General features: G+C 51.1%; 27 protein-coding genes, 1 tRNA gene and 1 pseudogene. 13 read left to right on the top strand and 16 right to left on the bottom strand.

Annotation, left to right across the window (positions count from 1 at the left end; all coding sequences use genetic code 11):
* The first annotated feature begins 113 nt into the window (after positions 1-113).
* Positions 114-281 (top strand): ribosome modulation factor, encoded by a 168-nt coding sequence (gene rmf, locus APU02_RS06110; protein ID WP_012905338.1) that lies wholly within the window; start codon positions 114-116, stop codon positions 279-281.
* Between the two features lie 96 nt (positions 282-377).
* Here the strand turns inward: rmf and fabA are convergent, their stop codons facing one another.
* Positions 378-896 carry a bifunctional 3-hydroxydecanoyl-ACP dehydratase/trans-2-decenoyl-ACP isomerase gene (gene fabA, locus APU02_RS06115; RefSeq protein ID WP_060569557.1) on the bottom strand — a complete coding sequence of 173 codons (519 nt, stop codon included), beginning with the start codon at positions 894-896 and terminating at the stop codon, positions 378-380.
* Between the two features lie 68 nt (positions 897-964).
* Positions 965-2,725, bottom strand: a complete 1,761-nt coding sequence (locus APU02_RS06120; protein ID WP_060569558.1) for a Lon protease family protein — start codon at positions 2,723-2,725, stop codon at positions 965-967.
* 186 nt (positions 2,726-2,911) lie between these two features.
* Here APU02_RS06120 and matP point away from each other — a divergent pair, with 186 nt between their 5' ends.
* On the top strand, positions 2,912-3,364 hold the full coding sequence (gene matP / locus APU02_RS06125; RefSeq protein WP_042288017.1) for a macrodomain Ter protein MatP: 453 nt from the start codon (positions 2,912-2,914) through the stop codon (positions 3,362-3,364).
* 78 nt (positions 3,365-3,442) lie between these two features.
* On the opposite strand, the gene ompA is transcribed toward matP, so the two are convergent.
* Both ompA and sulA read right to left on the bottom strand, forming a co-directional pair.
* The gene (gene ompA, locus APU02_RS06130) at positions 3,443-4,495 is read right to left on the bottom strand and encodes a porin OmpA (protein WP_060569794.1); all 1,053 of its coding nucleotides are present in this window, start codon (positions 4,493-4,495) and stop codon (positions 3,443-3,445) included.
* Between the two features lie 355 nt (positions 4,496-4,850).
* Complete coding sequence (sulA, locus tag APU02_RS06135) at positions 4,851-5,360, bottom strand: SOS-induced cell division inhibitor SulA (RefSeq protein ID WP_042288011.1); 510 nt, start codon at positions 5,358-5,360, stop codon at positions 4,851-4,853.
* A 217-nt stretch (positions 5,361-5,577) separates the two neighbouring features.
* Between sulA and APU02_RS06140 the strand changes: the two genes are divergently transcribed.
* Complete coding sequence (locus APU02_RS06140; protein WP_042288007.1) at positions 5,578-6,207, top strand: TfoX/Sxy family DNA transformation protein; 630 nt, start codon at positions 5,578-5,580, stop codon at positions 6,205-6,207.
* On the opposite strand, the gene yccS is transcribed toward APU02_RS06140, so the two are convergent.
* On the bottom strand, positions 6,161-8,323 hold the full coding sequence (gene yccS, locus APU02_RS06145) for a YccS family putative transporter (RefSeq protein WP_060569559.1): 2,163 nt from the start codon (positions 8,321-8,323) through the stop codon (positions 6,161-6,163). The genes APU02_RS06140 and yccS overlap by 47 nt on opposite strands.
* 18 nt (positions 8,324-8,341) lie before the next feature.
* Positions 8,342-8,788 carry a YccF domain-containing protein gene (locus tag APU02_RS06150; RefSeq protein ID WP_042288001.1) on the bottom strand — a complete coding sequence of 149 codons (447 nt, stop codon included), beginning with the start codon at positions 8,786-8,788 and terminating at the stop codon, positions 8,342-8,344.
* A 123-nt stretch (positions 8,789-8,911) separates the two neighbouring features.
* Between APU02_RS06150 and helD the strand changes: the two genes are divergently transcribed.
* On the top strand, positions 8,912-10,966 hold the full coding sequence (helD, locus tag APU02_RS06155) for a DNA helicase IV (protein ID WP_060569560.1): 2,055 nt from the start codon (positions 8,912-8,914) through the stop codon (positions 10,964-10,966).
* 30 nt (positions 10,967-10,996) lie between these two features.
* Here helD and mgsA read toward each other — a convergent pair whose 3' ends face one another.
* Complete coding sequence (gene mgsA, locus APU02_RS26070; protein WP_042287996.1) at positions 10,997-11,455, bottom strand: methylglyoxal synthase; 459 nt, start codon at positions 11,453-11,455, stop codon at positions 10,997-10,999.
* Between the two features lie 93 nt (positions 11,456-11,548).
* The gene (locus APU02_RS26075; RefSeq protein ID WP_042287992.1) at positions 11,549-12,211 is read right to left on the bottom strand and encodes a DUF2057 family protein; all 663 of its coding nucleotides are present in this window, start codon (positions 12,209-12,211) and stop codon (positions 11,549-11,551) included.
* Between the two features lie 171 nt (positions 12,212-12,382).
* On the opposite strand from APU02_RS26075, the gene APU02_RS06170 reads away from it, so the two are divergent.
* Entirely contained in the window at positions 12,383-12,802 is a 420-nt protein-coding gene (locus tag APU02_RS06170) for a CoA-binding protein (protein ID WP_042287990.1), read from the top strand.
* Between the two features lie 40 nt (positions 12,803-12,842).
* On the opposite strand, the gene hspQ is transcribed toward APU02_RS06170, so the two are convergent.
* Both hspQ and rlmI read right to left on the bottom strand, forming a co-directional pair.
* Positions 12,843-13,160: a heat shock protein HspQ gene (gene hspQ / locus APU02_RS06175; RefSeq protein ID WP_042287987.1), complete on the bottom strand. Its 318-nt coding sequence runs from the start codon at positions 13,158-13,160 to the stop codon at positions 12,843-12,845.
* A 57-nt stretch (positions 13,161-13,217) separates the two neighbouring features.
* Positions 13,218-14,408: a 23S rRNA (cytosine(1962)-C(5))-methyltransferase RlmI gene (gene rlmI / locus APU02_RS06180; RefSeq protein ID WP_060569561.1), complete on the bottom strand. Its 1,191-nt coding sequence runs from the start codon at positions 14,406-14,408 to the stop codon at positions 13,218-13,220.
* Between the two features lie 94 nt (positions 14,409-14,502).
* Here rlmI and yccX point away from each other — a divergent pair, with 94 nt between their 5' ends.
* A complete protein-coding gene (gene yccX, locus APU02_RS06185; RefSeq protein WP_060569562.1) occupies positions 14,503-14,784 on the top strand; it encodes an acylphosphatase in 282 nt (93 codons plus the stop codon).
* Here yccX and tusE read toward each other — a convergent pair.
* The gene (tusE, locus tag APU02_RS06190) at positions 14,781-15,110 is read right to left on the bottom strand and encodes a sulfurtransferase TusE (RefSeq protein WP_042287980.1); all 330 of its coding nucleotides are present in this window, start codon (positions 15,108-15,110) and stop codon (positions 14,781-14,783) included. The genes yccX and tusE overlap by 4 nt on opposite strands.
* Before the next feature lie 66 nt (positions 15,111-15,176).
* Positions 15,177-15,440, bottom strand: a complete 264-nt coding sequence (locus tag APU02_RS06195) for a LuxR C-terminal-related transcriptional regulator (RefSeq protein WP_060569563.1) — start codon at positions 15,438-15,440, stop codon at positions 15,177-15,179.
* Between the two features lie 237 nt (positions 15,441-15,677).
* Between APU02_RS06195 and APU02_RS06205 the strand changes: the two genes are divergently transcribed.
* On the top strand, positions 15,678-16,160 hold the full coding sequence (locus tag APU02_RS06205; RefSeq protein ID WP_060569565.1) for a hypothetical protein: 483 nt from the start codon (positions 15,678-15,680) through the stop codon (positions 16,158-16,160).
* A 49-nt stretch (positions 16,161-16,209) separates the two neighbouring features.
* On the opposite strand, the gene yccA is transcribed toward APU02_RS06205, so the two are convergent.
* Positions 16,210-16,869 carry an FtsH protease modulator YccA gene (gene yccA / locus APU02_RS06210; RefSeq protein ID WP_012905355.1) on the bottom strand — a complete coding sequence of 220 codons (660 nt, stop codon included), beginning with the start codon at positions 16,867-16,869 and terminating at the stop codon, positions 16,210-16,212.
* Positions 16,870-16,901: 32 nt separating this feature from the next.
* Between yccA and APU02_RS26550 the strand changes: the two genes are divergently transcribed.
* Positions 16,902-17,132, top strand: a complete 231-nt coding sequence (locus APU02_RS26550) for a hypothetical protein (RefSeq protein ID WP_060569566.1) — start codon at positions 16,902-16,904, stop codon at positions 17,130-17,132.
* A 13-nt stretch (positions 17,133-17,145) separates the two neighbouring features.
* A tRNA-Ser gene (locus APU02_RS06220) sits at positions 17,146-17,233 on the top strand.
* Positions 17,234-17,338: 105 nt separating this feature from the next.
* Here APU02_RS06220 and APU02_RS06225 read toward each other — a convergent pair.
* Positions 17,339-17,650: pseudogene (locus APU02_RS06225) on the bottom strand (integrase); the annotation flags it as partial.
* Positions 17,651-17,876: 226 nt separating this feature from the next.
* On the opposite strand from APU02_RS06225, the gene APU02_RS06230 reads away from it, so the two are divergent.
* The 3 genes from APU02_RS06230 to APU02_RS06240 all read left to right on the top strand — a co-directional run bounded on the left by APU02_RS06230 (position 17,877) and on the right by APU02_RS06240 (position 20,012).
* Positions 17,877-18,497 (top strand): Crp/Fnr family transcriptional regulator, encoded by a 621-nt coding sequence (locus tag APU02_RS06230; protein WP_060569568.1) that lies wholly within the window; start codon positions 17,877-17,879, stop codon positions 18,495-18,497.
* An 86-nt stretch (positions 18,498-18,583) separates the two neighbouring features.
* Positions 18,584-19,498: a hypothetical protein gene (locus APU02_RS06235; protein ID WP_060569569.1), complete on the top strand. Its 915-nt coding sequence runs from the start codon at positions 18,584-18,586 to the stop codon at positions 19,496-19,498.
* Positions 19,499-19,514: 16 nt separating this feature from the next.
* The gene (locus tag APU02_RS06240; RefSeq protein WP_060569570.1) at positions 19,515-20,012 is read left to right on the top strand and encodes a GNAT family protein; all 498 of its coding nucleotides are present in this window, start codon (positions 19,515-19,517) and stop codon (positions 20,010-20,012) included.
* Positions 20,013-20,399: 387 nt separating this feature from the next.
* Here the strand turns inward: APU02_RS06240 and iraM are convergent, their stop codons facing one another.
* Entirely contained in the window at positions 20,400-20,756 is a 357-nt protein-coding gene (gene iraM, locus APU02_RS06245) for an anti-adapter protein IraM (protein ID WP_042287946.1), read from the bottom strand.
* Between the two features lie 569 nt (positions 20,757-21,325).
* Here iraM and APU02_RS06250 point away from each other — a divergent pair.
* Entirely contained in the window at positions 21,326-22,441 is a 1,116-nt protein-coding gene (locus APU02_RS06250) for an AI-2E family transporter (RefSeq protein WP_060569571.1), read from the top strand.
* 38 nt (positions 22,442-22,479) lie between these two features.
* On the opposite strand, the gene APU02_RS06255 is transcribed toward APU02_RS06250, so the two are convergent.
* Positions 22,480-23,559, bottom strand: coding sequence for a 4Fe-4S binding protein (locus APU02_RS06255; RefSeq protein ID WP_060569572.1), 1,080 nt, complete (start codon positions 23,557-23,559; stop codon positions 22,480-22,482).
* Between the last annotated feature and the right edge of the window lie 64 nt (positions 23,560-23,623).

Below are 23,623 nucleotides of genomic sequence, written 5' to 3' on the forward strand. Positions count from 1 at the left end.
TGAATTTTGCGCATTGACGCAAGAAGGGTTTCGCGGTATTCGTTTAGTGTGATTGCACATTTCGTAATCACTGTTTTCTTTTCCACCAGATACAAGTATGAGGGAAACGAGGCATGAAGAGACAAAAACGAGATCGCCTGGAACGGGCACATCAACGTGGTTATCAGGCCGGCATTGCCGGACGCTCAAAAGAAATGTGTCCCTATCAGACGCTGAATCAGAGGTCGCACTGGCTGGGAGGTTGGCGAGAAGCCATGGCTGACAGGGTGGTAATGGCCTGATTCTGTCTCTTTAGAAAAAGAAACCTCCGCATTGCGGAGGTTTCGCCTTATTAAGCGCGCAATTTACTGTGCATTGACAGTGCTGCAGCGGCTAAATCAGAATGCGGATGTGTCCTGGAACAGGCCGACTTTCAGATCGTTCGCGGTGTAGATCAGACGACCGTCTACCAGCACTTCGCCATCAGCCAGACCCATGATCAAGCGACGGTTAACGATACGCTTGAAGTGGATACGGTAGGTGACTTTTTTTGCCGTAGGCAGAACCTGTCCGGTAAACTTCACTTCGCCTACGCCGAGAGCGCGGCCCTTACCTTCGCCACCGAGCCAGCCGAGATAGAATCCAACCAACTGCCACATAGCGTCCAGACCCAGACAGCCCGGCATAACCGGATCGCCGATGAAGTGGCATCCGAAGAACCAAAGATCCGGATTGATATCCAGTTCTGCTTCAACATAACCTTTGTCGAAGTTGCCGCCGGTTTCGGTCATTTTGACGACACGGTCCATCATCAGCATGTACGGCGCTGGCAATTGTGGGCCTTTTGCGCCAAACAGTTCACCGCGACCAGAGGCAAGAAGGTCTTCTTTTGTATAGGATTCGCGTTTATCTACCATGTTCTCTGTAAGCCTTATTTTAGTGAAGCACGCAGGATAGCTAACACGTGTACGCTGAACAAGTCCGATCAGTTCGGAACAAACCAGTTCAGCCAGCGCAGCGGCCAGGGAAAACGATGACGCCCTTCCTGTTGCGTCGCTTGGGCGATACGCTCCTGGATCGTTTGCATCAGCGTCGTCTGGCCTTCGCCATCCCACACCAGATTTAACAGCAGCGGTAGCGCGTCGGTCACGTCATCCACCGCCCAGATAGTGAATTTCTCTTCTTCTACAGCCTTCAGTAGTGCGGGTGGCAGACTGAGATGCCTGACGTTGGCCGCAGGAATAATGACGCCCTGCTTGCCGGTCAGCTCACGCTGCTGGCAGATGGTGAAGAAGCCTTCGATCTTCTCGTTTAACCCGCCGACCGGCTGAGCGCGGCCAAACTGGTCCACGGAACCGGTAATCGCAATATTCTGATTAACCGGCACGTCCGCCAGCGCGCTGATGAGGGCGCAAAGTTCAGCCATCGAGGCGCTGTCGCCGTCCACTTCACTGTAGGACTGCTCGAATGTCAGCGAAGCAGAGAAGGGAAGCTGTTGTTCAAGCTGAAGTTCCGACATCAGGAACGCCTGCATGATCATCATGCCTTTCGCATGGATATTACCGCCCAGCTCGGCTTTACGCTCAATATCGGTGAATTCGCCGTCACCGATATGCACCACGCAGCTGATGCGCGAAGGCTCGCCAAAAGCGCGCGGATGGCCCGGAAATTCAATCACCGACAGGGCATTGATTTGGCCGATGCGTTCCCCTTCCGTTTCAATCAGGATTTGTTCCTGGAGGATTTCATCCTGCATGCGCTCCGCGAGAAAACCTTCGCGCCATTCGCGCTGCGCCAGCATCAGGCTTAGTTGCTCACCGCTGCAAAGATCATTCTGGCAGAGCGGAGCCACTTCAGTGAACTGCCTGATGATCCACAGCGGATTCAGCGGCAGCGTATCCTGCTCGCCGGTATAGCGCACGGCTTCACGCACCAGCACTTCCCAGGCGTCAGGGGCGGGCGTCGGCAACTGGTTACGCTTTGCGATCCAGGTCACCCACTGGCACCACTGAATCATGGACTCTGCATCCACAATTTGCAGGTTATCTTCAAATTCGCTGTAGATAGCCTGTTCCGCAAGCTCCGGCTCCATCTCCTGGAAATCGGCCAGCGATTCGCGCTCGCCCACCAGCAACACGCTGAGCTTCAACGGCATCGAAGGCACAGAAACCGGCAGTGGGCGAGATTCATCAAAGGCGACCCAATCGAAGCGCTCGCGGCTGACAATGGCTTTCAGACGCATCCACAGCAGCGGCTGGGCGAGCAGGGTACGCAGCGAGATCACCAGCACGCCGCCGTTGGCCTGATGCACCAGACCCGGCTGCAGAGTGATGTCGCCGTTAAACTGACGCAGGCAGCCAAAAAGCTGCTCCGCTTCTACCCAGTCGGCAATCACCACCTGTGAAGTGGTCGCAAAATTATCTTCCGCGCGTTCTGCCTCACGATAACGGATGGTATGCCCGGAAACCTCGTAGTGGCCGCCCGTCAGGCGACCGGCATCGTGTTGCAGCGTGCGCGCAGCCTCTGCAAGAAGATTGAGATACTCAAGCTCCTCGGGGGCTTTCGCCAACATAAAAGGAGAAGAGGCTCTGGGCTGTAATAACTGCTCCAGGGCAAACTGTAAGCGTGGTTGAGTATCACTGAGTAACGTGTCGGTTTCGTCAATGACGTGTGGCTGTGCAAATATTTCCTGATAACTTTCTGTATCAGGAACCAGATCACGCCATGCAAGTTTCGTAATGGTCAAAGTTGATGTTTTTTAGTCTGTTGTAAAAGACGCGATTATACCGCAAACCTCACCGCTTCACACAGGGAAAGCGAGAGCAAAACGTCGTGGCAGGTGTCGCGTCGCTCACAGCATGAAGATTCTTTTCTTCGAAAGGCGAAAAAGCTGATATTCTGATAAGAGTGACACGGTAACATTGAGATCGCTATGAAATATCAACAACTTGAGAATCTTGAAAGCGGTTGGAAGTGGAAGTATCTGGTGAAGAAGCATCGCGAGGGAGAATTGATCACCCGCTATGTGGAAGCCAGTGCTGCCCAGGACGCCGTGGAGATGTTGCTTACCCTCGAAAATGAACCTGTGCGGGTGAACGTCTGGATTGAAGAGCATATGAATCCGGCGCTGTTTAACCGAATGAAGCAGACAATACGCGCAAGACGTAAACGGCACTTTAATGCTGAACATCAGCACACGCGCAAAAAATCAATCGATCTGGAGTTTATGGTCTGGCAGAGACTGGCGGGGTTGGCGCAACGGCGTGGTAAAACTTTGTCAGAGACGATCGTGCAACTGATTGAAGACGCCGAGAATAAAGAAAAGTATGCCAGCAAAATGTCCTCGCTAAAGCAGGATTTGCAGGCGCTGTTGGGCAAGGAATAGTTGTCCATACTGCTAGCGTGTCGGCTGAAAAATGGCATAAAAAAACCCCGCAAAGCGGGGTTTTTAGTAGACGGAAACTTAAGCCTGAGGCTGAGTTACAACGTCTTTAACGCCTTTAACTTCGATCTCAACGCGACGATCCGGGGCCAGGCAGTCGATCAGGGCAGCGCGAGCTTTCACGTTGTCACAGGTGTTGCCAGTAACCGGGTTGGATTCGCCCATACCACGTGCGGAGATTTTGTCAGCCGGGATACCTTTAGAGATCAGGTAATCAACAACAGACTGAGCACGTTTCTCGGACAGACCCTGGTTGTAAGCGTCAGAACCGATACGGTCAGTGAAGCCCAGAACCACTACGGAACCGTCTTTCGGATCCAGGTTGCTCAGCTGGCTGTACATCTGATCCAGAGCCTGCTGGCCTTCTGGTTTCAGGGTAGCTTTGTTGAAGTTGAACAGAACGTCAGACTTCAGAGTGAAGTGCTTGGTCTGTACTTCTGGAGCCGGAGCCGGTGCCGGAGCGATCGGCGCAGCTTCTTCCTGCTGACCAAAACGGTAAGAAACACCCACGCTCAGCAGACCGTTGTCTGGACGCGTACCGATGGTGTTAGCGTCACCGATGTTGTTGGTCCACTGGTATTCCAGACGGGTAGCGATGTCGCGAGTCATAGCCCACTCGATACCACCTGCGAATACTGGGGAAACACCCGTGTCGTGATCTTTGAAGGATGCGCCACCAGGTACGTTAGCCTTGGTGTCTGCACGCCATACCATACCACCCAGACGAGTGTAGATGTCCAGATCGTCAGTGATTGGGTAACCCAGTTTAGCGGTCAGCTGAACGCCCTGAGCTTTGTAAGCGCCGTTGATGTTGTCGCCTTTGTACGGCATACGACCTAACCAGTCGTAACCCATTTCAAAGCCAACATACGGGTTAACCTGATAACCACCAAAAGCACCTGCGCCCAGTTGGTTTTCGTGGGTCGGGCCATTGTTGTTGATGAAACCAGTGTCGTGGTACTGAGACCAGCCCAGTTTAGCACCAGTGTACCAGGTGTTATCTTTCGGAGCGGCCTGCGCTACGTTAGCGAAACCAGCCAGTGCCACTGCAATCGCGATAGCTGTCTTTTTCATTTTTTGCGCCTCGTTATCATCCAAAATACGCCATGAATATCTCCAACGAGATAACACGGTTAAATCCTTCACCGGGGGCCTTGCTCAATAGTTACTCTACCGATATCTGCGGCTTATGCCGAGCACCCCTGGCGATGTAAAGTCTACAACGTAGTTGGAAACTTACAAGTGTGAACTCCGTCAGGCATATGAAAAAAAAACGCTTGTATACAAAATATTTAACATTTTGGATGTCGAAATTACGAGGAAAAATACGCGGAAACCGCTTCCGACAAGCGTTCGCGCAAAAAATTCAATACGCCTTAAAAAAAGTGGACAAGGCGAAAAAAAATTCCAGGATAAATCCTAATTTTACTCAGTGATACAAATTAGAATGAATTTTTAGCCCAGTTTGGTGTCTCGTCGGATGGGTATGCGCGCTAACCGGGCGCATGATAAACCCCATCGCATTTCCTTCATCAGCGGCTTTAACCAATTCGGCATGCTCCTCTTCCGTTAACTCGTCGGCCAGCCAGCCAATGACCACGCTGTAGTTGCCTGTGCGCAATGCGCGAACCATCGATTCCAGCGTGTGGCAGGGAGAGAGCTGACGAATCTGCATGACCTTAGAGAGCGGCAACCCGGCCGACTGAACCCATTCGCGGCTCAATTTTTGCTGCGGCGTCAGCCACAGCTGCCAGCGAGACTGCTGCCCTAACTGCTGAAGAAGCGGTAACAGCAGTAACTGCGTCATCATGGGCTGGTCTTCACGATAGACCACTTCACTGATAAGCCCGGCAGTGGCTTTCTCGGTTGAAACGCGCGCCATTTTGTTCGCTGTTGAGGAGAATGACGAAGAACGATTTGCGTAGCCTGAAGTGTACATAATCAATCCAGCCCTGTGAGTTACTGTATGGATGTACAGTAACCCTGATGCCGTGAAAGATCAACTTTATTTTCGGAAACAAACTCGCAATTTTTATTCATCGTTGCGGTAAAAACGAAATACAACTTGCCCCCTGAGAATAAGTTGCCTATTTTCGTCGTTAACGGATCCGTGACGGCAAATCATTTATTTACTTTATGATTTAAAAGGGAATTTTATGAAAGTACACTCCTATGACAGGATCAATAAATCACAGGAATATTTATCTTCTCTGGGGACTGTCCGTTATCGATCGCTGTTTGGCAGCTACAGTCTGACCATCAACGACACGGTGTTTGCCATGGTCGCCGATGGCGAGCTTTATCTCCGTGCCTGTGAACAAAGCGTACAGTACTGCGTAAAGCACTCACCTGTCTGGTTGACCTTTATGAAGCGCGGACGCCCCGTTATGCTCAATTACTATCAGGTTGATGAAAGTCTCTGGCGCGATCAGCAAAAACTCATCCGCTTGTCGAAATATTCCCTGGATGCGGCGTTGAAAGAAAAACACCTGCGGGGGGCAACGCAACGGCTCAAAGATCTGCCAAATATGACCTTTCATCTTGAGAGTCTGCTTAACGAAGCGGGCGTTTATGATGTCAGTACGCTCCGTGTTTTGGGCGCCAAAATGTGCTGGCTTCGGTTGAGACAAATCAACAAGTCGATTACCGACAAAATCCTCTACATTCTGGAAGGCGCAATTTATGGCATTCATGAAGCGGCACTCCCGGCGACGCGTCGCCAGGAGCTTGCGGCGTGGGTTAAGACGCTGACAAAGGAGCCGCTGTTTCCGGTGAAGATTGAGTGATCTGGCGCTGCAGTCGGCCAATTTCCGGCAGCAGCGTCACCAGCAATCCTACCTGCTGAACCACCAGAGGTTCTTTGCTGTCCGGACGCGGTTCAAGCTGCTGGATACGGTGTTTGAGTTCGGCCAACGCCAGCTGTACGCGCTGTTCATCAGCCGGGAGATGATGCAAGGCATCATCAACGTAGCACACTGCGTCATCCAGTAATGCCAGCACCTCGGGGTTGGTCAGTTGCTCACGATGCGCCCCCAGCGCGGAAATGTAGCTGGTGAACGTATGGTTGAGGCAGAGTAAACGGAACGCTGCCTCACGCGTTTGGGCGGTTACGTCCGGTTCGCTCGACATATTCGACACCACGGAAGCCAGTTCGGCATCGCGATTATGCGCATCTCGTCGCGCAATGCGATAGGCCAGGCGATTGTCGCGCCCCTGATGATATTGCTCAAGAATCGCGTCAAGATAGCGGCAGTTGGCATCGGTTGCGCGTTGTAATACCCGCGGCAGGTTGCGAAAACGCCAGTCCGGCCAGATAAAGCTGACTGCCGCCCAGGCGATGGCGCAACCGATCAGCGTGTCTATGACCCTCGGCAGCGCGACCTCGAAACCTTCGCCAAGCAGATTAAAGCACAACAGCACCAGCAGGGTAATAAACATCGTGGCGTGGGCGTACTGTACGTTACGGAAGGCAAAAAACAGGACGCCGGTGATGACCAGTAAGATAAGTTGCCCTTCCAGCGAAGGCACAAACCACAGGACAGGAATGCCAATAGCCACCCCGACCAGCGTACCGATAATCCTCAAGGCCAGACGGTGTCGGGTCGCATTATAGTTGGGCTGACAAACGAACAGGCTGGTCAACAGGATCCAGTAGCCATGATGCATACCGGTGACCTGAATAATGGCGTATCCGATGCAGAGCACTAACGACATCCTCACCGCATGGCGGAACAGGGCGGATTCCGGCGTGAAGTTACGGCTCAGGCGCAACCAGACATCGCTGAGACCGTTCGGACTGTCATCGGCGAGCTGATTTTCTGTTTCCGCGCGCGGCATGGCCTGCGCCTGCTCTGATTCTATGGTCGCCAGTTGCGCATCAATAGCTCGCAGGTTCGCCAGCAAAAAGCCCAGCGTTTTCAGCAAATCAGCCGACGCGCCGCTGGAGCGCATCCGCTCAAGCGCGGCATCCAGGTGGGTGAAGGCGCGTTCAAAATGCGGGTCGTGCTGATACGGCGTACGCAGCAAAATTGAGCGTGACAACTGCAGGCAGGCCTGGCCCTGCATCGACATCAGACGCTGGAAGCGGAACATGACGTCACTGTGGCGAAAATGCTCACGCAGCGTCTGATACTGAATGTGCGATGAACTCGCGCGTTCGTGGATATCCTGAGCCACGAAGTAATAATGCAAAGTACGGCGCGTTCCCCGCTGGCCGCGATCGCCGCGCAGTCGACTCAGCAGGGAGACTTTAGTCTGGTTCAGCGTCGCCATCAGTTGGCCGTTAGCCAGCGCAAGGTCGTATAACGGCGCCTGGCTTTCATCTTCTATGTCCGGGTCAAACAGTCGCGATTTCAGTTCCAGATAGTGCGCTAACTGCTCGTAGCTGCGCGCCAGGTTATCCTGCAGGGGGCGAATGGGAAACAGGAGATGGCCAATGAGCGTCAGCCCGTTGTACCAGATAGCGCCCGCCAGCAGCAGAACGGGCTGCTGATACCAGTCGGCGTACAACGACGTTCCCAGCATGGTGTAAATGGCGATCAGTAGCGCGCCAAAGGCAATTGTGGCGTAGCGCTGGCCAAGCCCGCCGAGCAGAATAAACCCGCTGGTCGACAGCGTCAGGCCAATGGCAAACAGCCAGGGATAAGGAAACAGCAGTTCTACTGAAGCGGAAGCAATGAAAAAACAAATTAACGTGATGATCAGATTGCGCAACCGCCCGGCAAGCCGATCGTCGAGATCGGTCAGCGCGGCGGCAACCATCCCCAGAGTCAACGGGATAGTCAGCTTAACATCGCCCAGCCACCAGGGAAGGGCGGTCGTGCCGCACAGGGCGATAAAAATCCGCACGTAATACAGCCAGGTGCTGTTCCAGGTATAACGGCGAAGCAGGGGACTCAACATAACGGCTTTCAGTCCTGATTACTCAAAACGGCGACGCGCGTTGGCTTCACGCGCAGCCTGCGCGGTTTCCACCGAGACAACGCGCCGTCCTACCGGCCACAGAGCAATAGCGGCAATTTTAAAGTTTGCGATCCCAACCGGGATACCGATGAGGGTGATGCACTGGGCGATACCGGAAGCGATGTGCATCAGACACAGCCACCAGCCAAAGCAAACCAGCCAGAAAATATTCAACAGCGTCCCGCCGGTATTCATCAGCGCGCTTTTGCCCGCCGGATTCAGTTCATCAACATGAATCGCTTCGTTGCCATAAGGCAGCAGCGACAGTTTCGTAATTTCCCAGCATGAACGAGTCAGGGGCAGAGTGAAGATCAGAACGATACTGACCAGCGTCGCCAGTAACCAGGCCAGCGTTGTCGCAAAACCACCCAACACAAAATTCAAAATATTCAGAACGGTACGCATAAACCCTCGGTTGCTTCTGGTTTTTGGTTATTGTCGGCAATTGTAACGTTTTTTTGGGCTGGAGCACGTATTCTCTGGCGGTTACACTGAGAAGAAATCCTCTTTGTCTGGATCGACTGAGTCATGGAACTGAAAGCAACTTCTTTGGGAAAACGTCTGGCGCAACACCCCTACGATCGGGCGGTGATTCTTAATGCCGGGATAAAAGTGTCGGGCGATCGCCACGAATACCTTATTCCGTTCAATCAGTTAATGGCTATTCACTGTAAGCGCGGTCTGGTGTGGGGTGAACTGGAATTTGTTCTCCCGGATGAAAAAGTGGTGCGTCTACACGGAACCGAATGGGCGGAAACCCAGCGTTTTCACCATCACCTCAATGCCCGCTGGCAGCAGTGGAGCCAGGAGATGAGTGAAGTTGCCGCGGGCGTACTTCAGGAACAGCTTGCCTCTATCGCCGCGCGTACGGGGCAAAACGCCTGGCTAACGCGTGAGCAGACCGCCGGTTTACGACAGCAGATCCTGCGCGCGTTTGCCGCCTTGCCGTTGCCCGTCAGCCGGCTTGACGCGTTCGATAACTGTCGCGAGGCGCTGCAGCAGTGCCAGGCATGGCTTAACGATATCGAAGGTTGTCGCCTGCGGCATAACCAGGCTTATACCGAAACGATGCTGAGCGAACATGCGGCGTTCTTTCAGCAGGTGGAATCCTCGCCGTTAAATCCGGCTCAGGCGCGGGCGGTGGTAAATGGCGAACAGTCTCTGCTGGTGCTGGCCGGTGCGGGAAGCGGTAAAACCTCCGTGCTGGTGGCGCGGGCGGGCTGGCTGCTCGCGCGAGGTGACGCGGCCGCTGAACAAATTCTGCTCTTGGCGTTTGGGCGTAAAGCGGCGCAGGAGATGGATGAGCGTATCCGCGAGCGTCTGCATACCGATGAGATTACCGCACGCACATTTCATGCCCTTGCGCTGCATATTATTCAGCAGGGCAGTAAAAAAGTGCCAACCATCAGCAAACTGGAAAATGACGCCGCGGCGCGGAATACGCTGTTTATCAATACGTGGCGTCAGCAGTGCAGCGAGAAAAAGGCGCAGGCGAAGGGCTGGCGACAGTGGCTGGAAGAGGAAATGCAGTGGACGGTGGCCGAAGGAAACTTCTGGGATGATAAGACGTTACAGCGCCGTCTGGCGCCACGTCTGGATCGCTGGGTCAGCCTGATGCGCATGCACGGCGGCGCTCAGGCGGAAATGATCGCCAGTGCGCCCGAGGACATCCGCGATCTGTTCAGCAAGCGTATCAAATTGATGGCGCCGTTGCTGAAGGCCTGGAAGAGCGCGCTGAAAGCTGAAAACGCGGTTGATTTTTCCGGACTCATCCATCAGGCGATAGTGATTCTGGAGAAAGGACGCTTCATCAGCCCGTGGAAGCACATACTGGTGGATGAGTTTCAGGATATCTCTCCACAGCGTGCGGCGTTGCTGGCCGCCTTGCGTAAGCAAAACAGCCATACCACCCTGTTTGCCGTCGGCGATGACTGGCAGGCTATTTACCGATTCAGCGGCGCTCAGCTTTCATTAACCACCGCTTTCCATCAAACCTTTGGCGAAGGAGACCGCTGCGATCTAGACACTACGTATCGCTTCAACAACCGGATAGGCGAAGTCGCGAACCGTTTTATCCAGCAGAACCCCCATCAGCTAAAGAAACCGTTGAACAGTCTGACAACCGGCGATAAAAAGGCGGTGACGCTGCTGGATGAAACCCAGCTTGACGCGCTGCTGGATAAGCTTTCCGGCTATGCAAAAGCGGATGAACGGATCCTCGTGCTGGCGCGTTATCATCATCTCAGGCCGGAAAGTCTGGAGAAAGCGACGACCCGCTGGCCGAAGCTGCAGCTTGATTTTATGACTGTCCACGCCAGTAAAGGTCAGCAGGCAGATTACGTTATCGTCGTGGGTTTGCAGGAGGGCAGCGATGGATTTCCGGCTCCGGCGCGGGAATCGATCATGGAAGAAGCGCTGCTGCCGCAGATGGAAGATTTCCCGGATGCCGAGGAGCGACGCCTGTTTTACGTTGCGTTAACGCGCGCTCGGCATCGCGTCTGGTTACTTTATAACAAAGAGAATCCGTCACGCTTTGTTGCGGACCTGAAAGCGCTTGATGTGCCGGTCGCCAGAAAGCCCTGACATCAGGCGGCAGTTGCCGCCTCAATCCGTTTACTTCAGACGCTCCGCCAGATAGCGCGGGTAGTCCGGGATCAGGACGTCTATATCGTCATTAAAGTGAGGCGACTGGATGATGAAATCCGCCGTAGCGACGTTCGTGGCGACCGGAATATTCCAGACAGTCGCCAGACGCAGCAGCGCTTTCACGTCCGGATCGTGCGGTACCGCGTTCAGCGGATCCCAGAAAAAGATCAGGACATCAATTTTTCCTTCCGAGATCAGCGCGCCAACCTGCTGATCGCCCCCCATTGGGCCGCTCAGCATCGCGTTGACGTCCAGGCCTGTTGCGCGCTGGATCAGGTTCCCGGTCGTGCCGGTGGCATAGAGAACGTGCTTTTCCAGCAGCGGCTGGTGCCGTTCCACCCAGTTCATCAGCATTTGTTTGCAGTGATCGTGAGCGACCAGCGCAATATGTTTGCGCGCCGGTAATGTACGGGTTGTCAGTTCCATATTTTTATTCCGTTGTTGGCTTTGCTACAGAGTACTGGAAGTGACTGACGCTGCAAGAGAAAGAGAAAAAAAATGCCGCACGGCGCAACAACCTCATGAAGAGGGTTGTTTTTCTGCCCAGCGTAAAAAACGGCTTCGGGTTTGGGGATCGGCCTGACGAAACCAGTATTTCAGCCGTTGCTCGGTGAGCGTTTGCGACTGCGGCACAGCGGTGTCCAGCTCCGAAACGTCCGAAAGCAACGTGCTGTCGTCCGCCATCATCGTGGCAAACTGGCGCAGCGACGCGGGTTTCGCTGCTTTGTTGTAGCGCTCAGTTTCGGCTTCAAAATCAATGATTTTTGTGCGTGTAGTCAGGGAAAGAATATCGAGTTTTACCGGGATAGGCATGGCGTCGCCGTCCAGAAGTTCCAGACGCGGCGCGGCGTCAAAATGGCCCGCGTCGCGTTCGTTTTCCAGACGTGGCAGGTGAAAATTAACCTGACCGACCTGTTGCGTATCAAAGCTCATCACCAGTGGTGGGGAAATATACAGCCGCTCTTCCTGGTTGTTAAACCGCAGGGTTTTCTCAACCCGGAAAACAATCTGATGAGGACCATTGTCCAGTTGAATACTGTCTGCGCCGCGCAGCAGAGAACTGGAGACCTTTTTGCCGTCCAGTACCAGCAGATCGATATCATTTGACAGACGAAGCGTCGTGGCGAGGACGGTTACCGGCAAACATAAGGCGAGTATTACAGTCACGGTGCCGGTTTTCATAAGATCCTCCTGTCCACAAACCGCCGGTAAGAATGTATCAAGATTTTTCGAAAATCATGTTCACTAACATATAGACATATTTTCGACTTTTGCTCTCATACTTGCGTATGGCGCACGTGGTTGGGTTGGCAGGATTGTCGTACACTTGGCTAAACAGCCTGGAGAAAGACGATGAAAGAGAGTGATATTGCTGATATTTTGAACTCTACCCGCACAATTGCGCTGGTGGGGGCAAGCGACAAACCCGACCGTCCCAGCTACCGGGTAATGAAGTATCTCCTCGACCAGGGGTATCACGTCATTCCTGTTTCACCAAAGGTGGCAGGGAGAACGTTGCTCGGTCAACAGGGCTACGCGACGCTGGCGGAGGTTCCGGAAAAGGTGGATATGGTCGATGTGTTTCGCAACTCTGAAGCGGCCTGGGGCGTTGCGCAGGAAGCCATCGCGATTGGCGCGAAAACGTTGTGGATGCAACTGGGCGTGATTAACGAGCAGGCAGCGGTGCTGGCGCAAGAGGCCGGGATGAAGGTCGTGATGGATCGTTGCCCGGCCATTGAGATCCCGCGTCTGGGACTGGCAAAGCACGTATAACAGAAGGCCCGATAGCGAAACGCTGTCGGGCCTTACAATCTTAGTTACGCAGACGAGGCGCCTGCAGCTGCTTGCGGATGGTTTGAGCAAGCTCATCCATGGATGGCTGCTCAGGATGTTCATCCTGCGTCTCGCTGCTTAACTGCGCTTCGGCCAGATAGGTATGCACCGGCTGACCGTCATCATCTTCCATTACCACGTGATACCACGGAGCGGCACGAAGCTCGTCGTTAACCGCCAGCTCATCAGGCGACGGCTCTTCGAGCGAATAGACCGGGTCGATATCCACGACCACTCCGAGATAACCTAACAGGGAATGGCGGACCTGCTGGCCGATACCGAATTTGCTGGCAATCATAGTCACCTCCCGGGAAATCATTACCTTTTATATGAGGGTAACATTCCACTTTTCAAGTTACATGACGCGACAGGCAAACCCTTTCAGATACAGCCCTTCCGGGTAGGTGGCGATCACGGGATGATCGGCGGCCTGACGGAACTGCTCTATAAATTGTACATCACGACCAGCATCTATTGCCGCATCTGCGATGATTTTCTGAAATAAATCCGTGGTCATCAGGCCAGAACAGGAGAAGGACAGCAGTACGCCGCCCGGATTCAGTAACTGAATCGCCAGCATATTGATGTCTTTGTAACCCCGGCAGGCCCCCATCAGTTGGCTTTTATTTTCGACAAACTTCGGTGGATCCATCACGATCACATCAAACTTCTCGCCGCGATCGCGATAGGTTCGCAACAGTTTGAAAACGTCGTCGCGGACAAATTCAGCTTTGCGCAGATCCAGTTTGTTCAGTTCCACGTTTTGCTTTGCAATGTCCAGCGCTTCCTGTGACGTATCGACGCTGATCACCTGACGGCAGCCGCCCATCAGTGCAGAAACGGCAAAACCGCCGGTATAAGAGAAACAGTTCAGAACACGCTGATCCTCCACATAACGCCGCGTCGCCAGTCGGCTGTCGCGCTGGTCCAGGTAATACCCGGTTTTATGGCCGCCCTGAATATCCACCAGCAGTTTCATACCGTGTTCTTCAATCGGCAACAGGGCAGGCGGAAGCTCGCCGGTCACCGGGCCGTGCGTCAGTTCCATTCCCTCTTTTTTACGTACCGCGACATCGCTACGGTCATAAATCGCACATTCCGGGTACAGCGCTTGCAGCGCGCTAATCAATGCGGCACGCTGATATTCAGCGCCAGCGCTCAGTAATTGCAGTACCAGAAATGAGCCAAAGCGGTCGATGGTCACGCCTGGCAAGCCATCGGATTCACCGGCGATCAAACGATAGCTGTCAAGGCCATCTTTTTCGGCCAACCAGTCGCGCCACTGCTGCGCCTGTTGCAGTCGACGGGTAAAGAAGGCGATATCGACAGATTCAGACGGGTCGAACGTCCAGACGCGCGCGCGGATCTGCGATGCCGGAGAATACGCGCCGCGGGCTAACCATTTACCCTGATGGTCAACAATATCGATGGTTTCGCCGAGGCTGGCTTTACCTTCCATTCGGGCAACGGCACCGGAAAAGACCCACGGATGGCGACGAAGCAAAGATTTTTCGCGCCCTTTGGCTAACACTAAACGTACACTCATAATTTACAATTCTGTCGATTCAAAGAAATGGGCGCCATTGTCCTGAGTTTTTCGTGGATTTGCAACGCGCCCGGGCAAGAGAAGGAGAAGAGCAATGTCGAGAGTCTGCATAATCGCGTGGGTACATGGCCGGGTGCAGGGCGTGGGGTTTCGCTATACCACCCAGCAGGAAGCGCGGCGGCTGGGGGTGACCGGCTATGCGAAAAACATGGACGATGGCAGTGTAGAAGTGGTGGCTTGCGGCGAAGCCGAACAGGTTGAAAAACTAATGAGGTGGCTGAAAGACGGCGGTCCACGCTCTGCCCGGGTTGACAGAGTGCTAAGTGAACCGCACCGTTCGCGCGAAGAACTCACCGGATTCAGTATTCGCTATTAAATGCATTTTACCGGTTTGGGCAGGCCGGCGATTTTGGTAGCCTGCTTCGCCGGCCCTTTCGGAAACAGGCGATACAAGTAGCGACTGTTGCCTTTTTCTTCGCCGAATTTATTCGCCATCGCTTTGACCAGCATGCGAATGGCCGGTGAGGTATTAAATTCCAGGTAAAAGTCGCGGACGAAACGCACCACTTCCCAGTGTTCAGGCGAGAGGGTAATGCCTTCGTTTTCAGCAATGACTATCGCCAGCGGTTCGCTCCACTGGGTGGTGTCTTTCAAATAGCCTTCGCTATCGGTTTCTATTTCGTTGCCTTCAAAAATCAACATAGCAGTCTGTCGTTATCATAAAACAGGTCGCAGTGTAGCAAATATCCGCGCAGCCGATAAGACTGCTCAGATGAGTAATTGCAGCAGATTGCTGGCATTGAGCTTCTTTAGCGCATTGCATTTGTGCGTTGAAACCTGCTTCTCGGACATCTGCGTCGCGCGGGCGACGCGATGGACAGGCAAGCCTTTAATGAGCAGACACAGTACCGTGAGTTCTCTGACGGTTAGGCCAAATTCAGTCCGCCAACAGGTTGAACGACGCGGTGCTTTCGTAAGCAGGCAGACAATGTCGCGCATCGCCAGACGATCGTTAAGGATATGGATCTGCAACGTCGTGAAGCGTTGACGTATCTGGTTAATTAACGATCACGGGCGCCCGTTGGTCATCGCGAAACTGGCGGCGTTATTGGCAGAAAACAAAGTGGAGTGTCAGAGAGAGAATTACGACATTTATTATTTCAGCGCCAGATTTTCCATTGCGAAGGCCGATGAGGTTTTTATCGGCGCCTGTCCGGAAAGTAAGAGCCGTTTCTGTAAAACGATCCGTTATAAGAGTGGGGCAGGAAAATGAAAAACAAACTTTTGTATGGCGTTTGCGGTACGTTGATTGGCGGCGCGCTGGCGACATATTTTTACCCGTCGTGGTCGAGAAGTCATGACGTCATTGCCTGCACAACGGAGTTTAATTTCACCCGCAACCAGGGCAAAGAGAGTGAAGTCAGGGTGAACGCGGTTGCACAGTTTTATTTTCATCGTGACGGTACGGGGCTTACCACCTATAAAGGTGCGGCGAAGGCTGGTGGACGTGACATGATTATCGATCGCGACATGAATTTTACCTGGACGCCGAGAGAGGATAATAACGTCATTGTACTGACCTATACGAAGACCTGGCGGCGGCACAATGATGACACGCCGGACGCACAGTGGGGAAGTTTCGCGCACGCCGACGCGCGTTATTATCTGTCCATTGCGGAAGTGGCGCCTTCAGTCTGGTTAATCCAGGATCGCCTCTATCCGACATACCTCTGTCGCGGGAATCAGGCATAAAAAAACGGAGAATGCGCAAGCATTCTCCGTTCGTGTTTATACCGTCAGCTTAGTCGCGGCTGGCGAAACCCAGAATACTGAGCAGGCTGACAAAGATATTGTACAGCGAAACGTAGAGGCTAACCGTTGCACGAATATAGTTGGTCTCACCACCACGGATGATATTACTGGTTTCGAACAGAATGGCGCCTGAAGAAATCAGGATAAATACCGCGCTAATCGCCAGATGCAGCGCTGGCAGTTGCAGGAAGATATTTGCAACCATGCCGATCAGCACCACCACAATACCTGCCATCAGCATACCGCCGAGGAAGGACATATCTTTGCGCGTAGTCAGTACGTAGGCTGAACAGCAGAAGAACACCAGTGCGGTGCCGCCCAGCGCCATGCCAATCACATCACCCATCCCCGCGGAAAGGTAAGCGTTCAGAATCGGGCCAAGGATATAGCCAAGGAAGCCGGTAAAGGCAAACGCGGAGATAATACCACTTGGCTTGTTCGCGGTTTTATACGTCAGGAACATCAGACCATACATACCGACCAGCGTCAGAATCAGACCCGGAGAAGGTAGCATCAATACGGTACTGGCTGTCGCCGTGATCGCAGAAAACGCCAGCGTCAGGCTCAGCAGAAAATAGGTATTGCGCAGCACTTTATGGGTGCTGAGTAGCGATGTACGGTCATGTGAAGAACTAACAATACGATCCATGAGTCACTCTCTTATGATGACAGATGTAATTAATGACAGAAGATAATGAAATCCCAGGCGATGACATAGCGGTTTTACCCATCTTTACTCATTTGATCTTCATCAGGTTTCACGGTCATAAAGCGCCTGCACGCTCAAAGGCTGAAGATTGTGCTGTTAAAATGGTCAATGTGTTGTTATTTCAGTCGATTAACAGCATTTTGACTGTTTTTCAGGCAAACAAACACATTCGGGCTTTACACGGCGCATCGGGATGTTTATAGTGCGCCTCATTCCGGAAGTGTGGCCGAGCGGTTGAAGGCACCGGTCTTGAAAACCGGCGACCCGAAAGGGTTCCAGAGTTCGAATCTCTGCGCTTCCGCCAGATTAAACAAGGGGTTACCGAAAGGTAGCCCCTTTGTTTTTAGGGGCGAACAATAAAAAAAGAATATTCTCGAAGAATATCCCACCCCTCCATTTGCATAAAAAATCACTTTTCCCCAATAACCGGACGATCAAGTGTCGGGTTGATTTGTACCTTCCTGTCGTAGATGAGCACCTGGCTTTCTGTTTTGTGACCGCTGAAAAGCTGCTTATCCCTGTTGCTACCCTCAAAATCTGAAATAGCTTTTGCCTTAATAACATGAAACGTGTAATCCAGTTCATGGCCCAGTTCGCTTTGTACTGCACGTACAGCCTTAAGCCAGCGGTTATTAAATGTCTTGCGGATGAACTGACCACGATCGTTGTTGTAAAGCACCAGCGCGTCAGGTGACAGTCTCGGGCATTCTTTCTGTGCCGTTATTCAAATCAATTTTGCGCCAGCCAACAGATTTTTGGCCGGGCTGAATATGTCTGGGTACGTGAGGTGGGCGAAAGCGACAAACCGCACACTCTGGAAAAGCTTAGTGTTGGAAGAAGAAAAAAGTTAAAGTACGAATAAAATATTGGTTGCCTGAAGTTAATTTAGGCGTTTTCTTTACAACAATATTTATGGTAATAGTTTTGAATAACAAGAGGAGAGTGCAATGTTCTTTTATGATATTATACCTAGCCGTATGAAAGAGAAGCTGGAAACTAAAATATATAATCCCAATGAAACAATATTATTTGCAGAGCGGGAGAATAACTACATTTATTTCTTGATGGAGGGCACAGTTGAGGCGTATATTCAAAGCCCTCACGGAACATTTGCTACTCTGCATTTGTATGAAAAAGGAAGTTTTTTCGGTGAAATAGAACCATTCTACGATGGAAGGAAACCCGTTGAAATTACAGCCATTACATCATGTATTGCCAAACGTCTTTATAAAACAGACTTTCTGTCATGGTTACAATCTGATTTTGAAGCTACTAAATTTTTAATTAAAGAATTAGCAAATAAATTGATAATAAACGCTGAATTGGTAGAACATATACTAAGCCTTACCGTGAAAGAAAGACTTTTGAGAAGTATTCTGATGCATTATCGACGAGACACTTTGCAAAATCTCACAAAAGCAAATTTATCAAAGGAAATTAACACCCCCATTCGGAGTTTGAATAGGGCTATCAGCACTTGCGAGAACGAGGGGATAATTTCATATAGTAACAACACGTTTTTGATTAAGGATATGACACAACTCCAAAAAAGTGTGCCATATTTATAATGTCGGGTCAATTGACCTTGATAGGATTTCTCACTTTTACTATGCTGAAAAACACTTTTACTATGCTGTAAAAAAGAGAGATTTTCATGGACAAAATTTGCAAGAGAATATTAGAAAAAATAGAAGTACAGGACTTTTTCGACAGAATATGTTCTTTAAATACAGCAGACTTCAATTCTCTTTTATTGAAACTTTTTTTACTAAGGACAGCGAAATCCTCACCACAAAAAGTCCTGCATGCTTTCAGGGAAAATCGCTTTGTTGCTCCCGGCAGCTTTGATCCGATTAAACTGCACCAGTTGGAGCTTGAACTATTATCAATGACATCAAAAGCCGGAATTACAAACAAACTGTTGTCCCCGGTTGCACCGATTGGCAGTTGTAGTGTGTTTGGCTGTGTAAACCAAAACAATGTATTAAGTGCGGTACGGAATGTTGAGGTGCTTTCCGACCCGTCTAATATTCTGGCAATCATGCTTTCCAATGATATATTGAACAACCAAATTGACCATACCCGCTGTACACATTATGCGACGACGTCACGCGTGGTCAGAGGTCAGAAGTGGGAAGGCGAAAATTTATATGCACATTTTGGGATTTTTTGCATTGTATCCGCCGCAAAGGATAAGGGCTCTTATCTGTGTGAAAAGGAGCTGTTAAAGCACCATCTTCAATTCTATGATCATTTAGTACAGACAAGATACCATCGTAAAATGTCGATTGTGCTAAGACGGCGAACTGGGTATACAGCCTATGAGGACTTTTTTGAAGAAATGTACTCTGCTGTAAAAGAGATGTTTCCTGATACTCCTGTTTCTGTTGATCTAAAAAGTGAGAACAACAACTACTACAAAGGAATCAACTTTAAGATTTATGTACAAAAAGATAACGAGCAAATTGAGATCGGCGATGGTGGTTTTGTTGATTGGATTAGCAAAATGACCGGGAGTAAAAAGAATCGGTGTTTAATAAGTGGTCTTGGTTTGGAAAGGTTGTTATAGCTTTAGGAGAAAATTTATGGAATTAAAAGAATGGTCTTTAGGCTATGTTCACGACCTGGTCCATCATGCAAATAACCGGAACATTGCCCGAAATTTGAGAAATATCTTTCCCTACCCCTATACGGAAGAAGATGCTGTGCGCTTTATTGAATTTTGCCAAACGCAAGATTTAAAGAAAACTCGCAACCTTGCAATCGTCATTGACGGTCAAGCGGTGGGCGGTATCGGTATTAAAGTAGGTTGTGATATGTATGAGAAAAGCGCAGAACTTGGATACTGGCTTGGAGAAGATCACTGGGGAAAAGGGATCATGACAAAAGCTGTAAAACAGATGGTGCAGCTTTCATTCCAGGATCACAATATCATCCGATTATATGCGACCGTCTTTTCTCATAATTTGGGATCATGCAGGATTCTTGAAAAAAACGGTTTTGAATTAGAGGGCGTGTTAAAAAAGGCAGCATATAAGAACGGTAACCTCTATGACAGCAAACTATATTCTTTGTTGCGGTGACCCTGGTCCAAAATCAGTGCAATGCTAAATCAGAGATCTTCGTCTTTTTGGATACTTCGGATAAATTCAGCCGGAGTTACTCTCCGGCTATACCGGGTCGTATGTTATGTCACGACAGGCTTCGTCTGCCTGGTAGGCAAGATGCTCTTCACTGGTTTGAGCTTGTGCAAGCGTCCACACACAGGAAACCTCCAGTCAGTCGTCAGAATGGAAGTACAGGATAAGCTGGTCGGCGATAAAAAACGCGTCACCTTTTGCGTCGCGGGCGAATAGGCATCGCAACCCGTCTATCGAGCGGACTCCGCGCTGTGCCCCATCCCGGAAGCGATGCTTGCTCGTTATACCTAACAGACGCGCGCGTAAGCACATCCTTGTTGAAAGAGTCCTTCAGGACACCAATGAATGTTGTGGGCGTTTTTTACCGTAAGGGCAAACTTTGAGTGCGCATTTGAAGGGGGTAAGGCAGAGATCATCGTCGTCGCGACTGCTTTCCGGACATTTAATTTTCTCTTTCATTTCGCGCCAGACAGAAAGTTTAAGCGTCGTGATATTGTAGACTTTTAGTGGATGATATTCTCCATCAATTTTTATGCCTTCCGCAAAAGGTTCAATTGTTGATCCGGCTGGAATAATGACATCTCCTTCATACCAAATTACCAGTTTGAGCATTTTTAGGCTGACGATGCTGGAAAACGCAATACCAGTATTAGGGCATGCAATTGTGTCAATTACTGTCCACTTCACACTTAACTCCTTTAAGTTACGCACTTCTTGATATCATTTGAAATAGGCTGGTGTAGGCTTGTTTCTAAAAGTAAACAACGTTTCACTATGTTTCAAGGTGATGTAAGTCCTTGAAAAACGATCGTTTTTGTTATCTCTTTTTATTTTTCTTTTTAATTCAGCAGGTAAGCGGTAAAAATCTTATTGAAAGCTATACATAACTTTACGTTACTAATTAAAATGCGATCATTTTTTGATCAAATAAAGCGAAGCGGTAAGCTGCAAAATAGAAATGCCGACAGTAATATTTTGTTGGTTCTGATTTACCTCGCCTCAGATGATTCTGGCAAGAAAAATATCGGCGAGAACTATTGGCTATAAAATATTAACACCTAAAATTATGACAGATTGGGTGGTTTTGCCAGAGAGAGAGTAATAATTATGCCTGCTCTGGCTCTTGAGTGGCCATTTCCACAACGCACGATGGAAAGGGGGCGCCTTTGTTGCCGCATTTTTCCTGCTCTCCGGGATTGTAAAATTCCCAATCAGACCTATAGTCCAAAGAGTTGTTTTGTTTACAGGACTGACTAATGCGTTTTAACGGACTGACAAAAGGATTTTTCCTTTTCCTGCTGGTTATGGTGACATGGGTGTTCTTCGATGTTTTGTCACCGTACTTCTCCGCTATCCTTTGGGCTGCGATCCTTACGGTTATTTTTTATCCCATAAAGAACAAATTGCGCGTCGCGCTGGGAGAACGCAATGGTCTGGCGTCACTGCTGACGCTGGGGATTATCTGTCTGATCGTCTTCATTCCGCTGACACTCATCCTCTCCTCGCTGGCCTTCGAACTGAACGTCGTTTACGTCAAGCTACAGAATAATAACGCCCAGTTTCCGGAGGTGATCGCGAGTTTATTTGCCCATATGCCTGACTGGGCGCGAACGTTTCTTGCCGATCACAATCTCGACAGCGCTGCGGAAATCCAACAAAAACTCTCTGAGGTGGCCCTGAAAGGGGGGCAGTATCTGGCAGGTAGCGCGTTTCTGATTGGCAAAGGAACCTTTGGCTTTGCCATCAGTTTCGGCGTAATGCTGTATCTGCTGTTCTTCCTGCTAAAAGACGGGCCTTTTCTGGTGCGTCAGATCCTCGATTCGCTTCCCCTGTCAGACTTTGTGAAGCAGCATCTGTTTGCGAAATTTGCCGGCGTTTCCCGCGCGACGGTAAAAGGTACGGTTGTGGTGGCGATAGTGCAGGGGACGCTGGGCGGGATTGCGTTTTATATTGCCGGAATCGAAGGCAGTATTTTATGGGGCGCGCTGATGGCGTTCCTGTCGCTTATCCCGGCGGTAGGCTCTGCCATTGTCTGGGTGCCTGCGGCCATTTATCTGTTTGCGACGCAGCAGCTGTGGCAGGGCTTTTTTATCGTCGGTTTCTTTATGGTGATTGTCGGTCTGGTGGATAACATTCTGCGACCGATTCTGGTCGGCAAAGACACGAAGATGCCGGACTACCTGATCCTGATCACCACGCTGGGCGGCATGGAAATCTACGGCATTAACGGCTTTGTGATTGGTCCGTTGGTCGCCGCGTTGTTTATCGCCTGCTGGAACATTCTTTCCGGGCGCGATCATGAAGGCAACGCGGAAGAACTGGATAAAGATTTTATCGAGGATGGTATCGCCGACGACCAGAAGCCGGAATAAATCTTTCGTGCCGGATGACGTCCTCATCCGGCTCGGATTTAATGCCCAATGGCGCCTGCCTGCGGAATCAGGCGAAAATAGAGATGTTCTGGCACCGGGCTTTCCCACACGCCTGCCAGCATCGCGAACGCCACGCTGGCGAACATAATCCCTAACACCAGCAGCGTCATCGTCACCCCGGACAGCGCGCCGTGCCGTTTACCTGTCTCTCCGCCAGGCGTGCGCAGAGAAAAACTCAGGGTCTGGGCGACCGGGCAGGACTCCACGCAGGTCATACAGCCCGTACATTCCACGGTGCGCACCTGGATCAGCTTATCTACCGGAATACGCGACGGGCAGTTTTTCGCGCATTTACCACAGTCAATACAGCGACGGGCATTACGGCGGATTTTGAACGGTGAAAGCAGAGATAACAGCCCCAGCAATGCGCCGTAAGGACACAGATAGCGACACCAGGCGTGACGAATAAATAAGCTCAGGACCACCAGCAGCGCGACGCTGAGGAGCGTTATCGTGCCGATATGGCGAAAGAAATCGAGCATTTTGACATCGATAATAATGCCGTAGGCGGACATCAGAAAATACTGTATACCCTGCGCAGGCATCGACAACGAAATAGAGAGAAAAAAGACCAGCAAAAGATACTTTAGTCCCCGCAAGGGAATATCCAGAAACCGGGGAAGACTGAAATGACGGCCAAAGAGCCGCTTCCCAAGATTGGCGATAAGTTCCGACAGCGTACCGACAGGACACAGCCACGAACAGAAAGATTTTTTCAGCAGCAGGCTGGTTAGCATAAAGGCCACCAGTAACAGCATGGCGGCAGCATGAATTGGCGGCAGAAATCCGGTTTCCAGCGTGTAGCGCAGATTCATCAGACCGGCGATAGGTAGCCAGCCTTCAATTCCGCCAGGGCGGGGCAGATACAGGCTGGCTCCGCCGGTTTCGTAATAGCGCACCCAGTAATAAAAGGTCACGCCAATATACCCATTGATCGCCAACATCAGAAACTGCGTCGCTTTACGCCAACTGGTGGCGTTGCGCCAGTCATGCCAAGGGAGTTTACCGCCTGTCGTTCCCGGACGGCGCTGCCAGCGCGTTCGTTTCTTATCGCTCATGGCCCACGGCTTCCCATAAAGTGGTATTCTAGATGCTACTATTCTACGGTGATCCGACAGCGTC

Source organism: Citrobacter sp. 50677481 (genome assembly GCF_001463265.1).
Lineage (GTDB): Bacteria > Pseudomonadota > Gammaproteobacteria > Enterobacterales > Enterobacteriaceae > Citrobacter_A > Citrobacter_A sedlakii.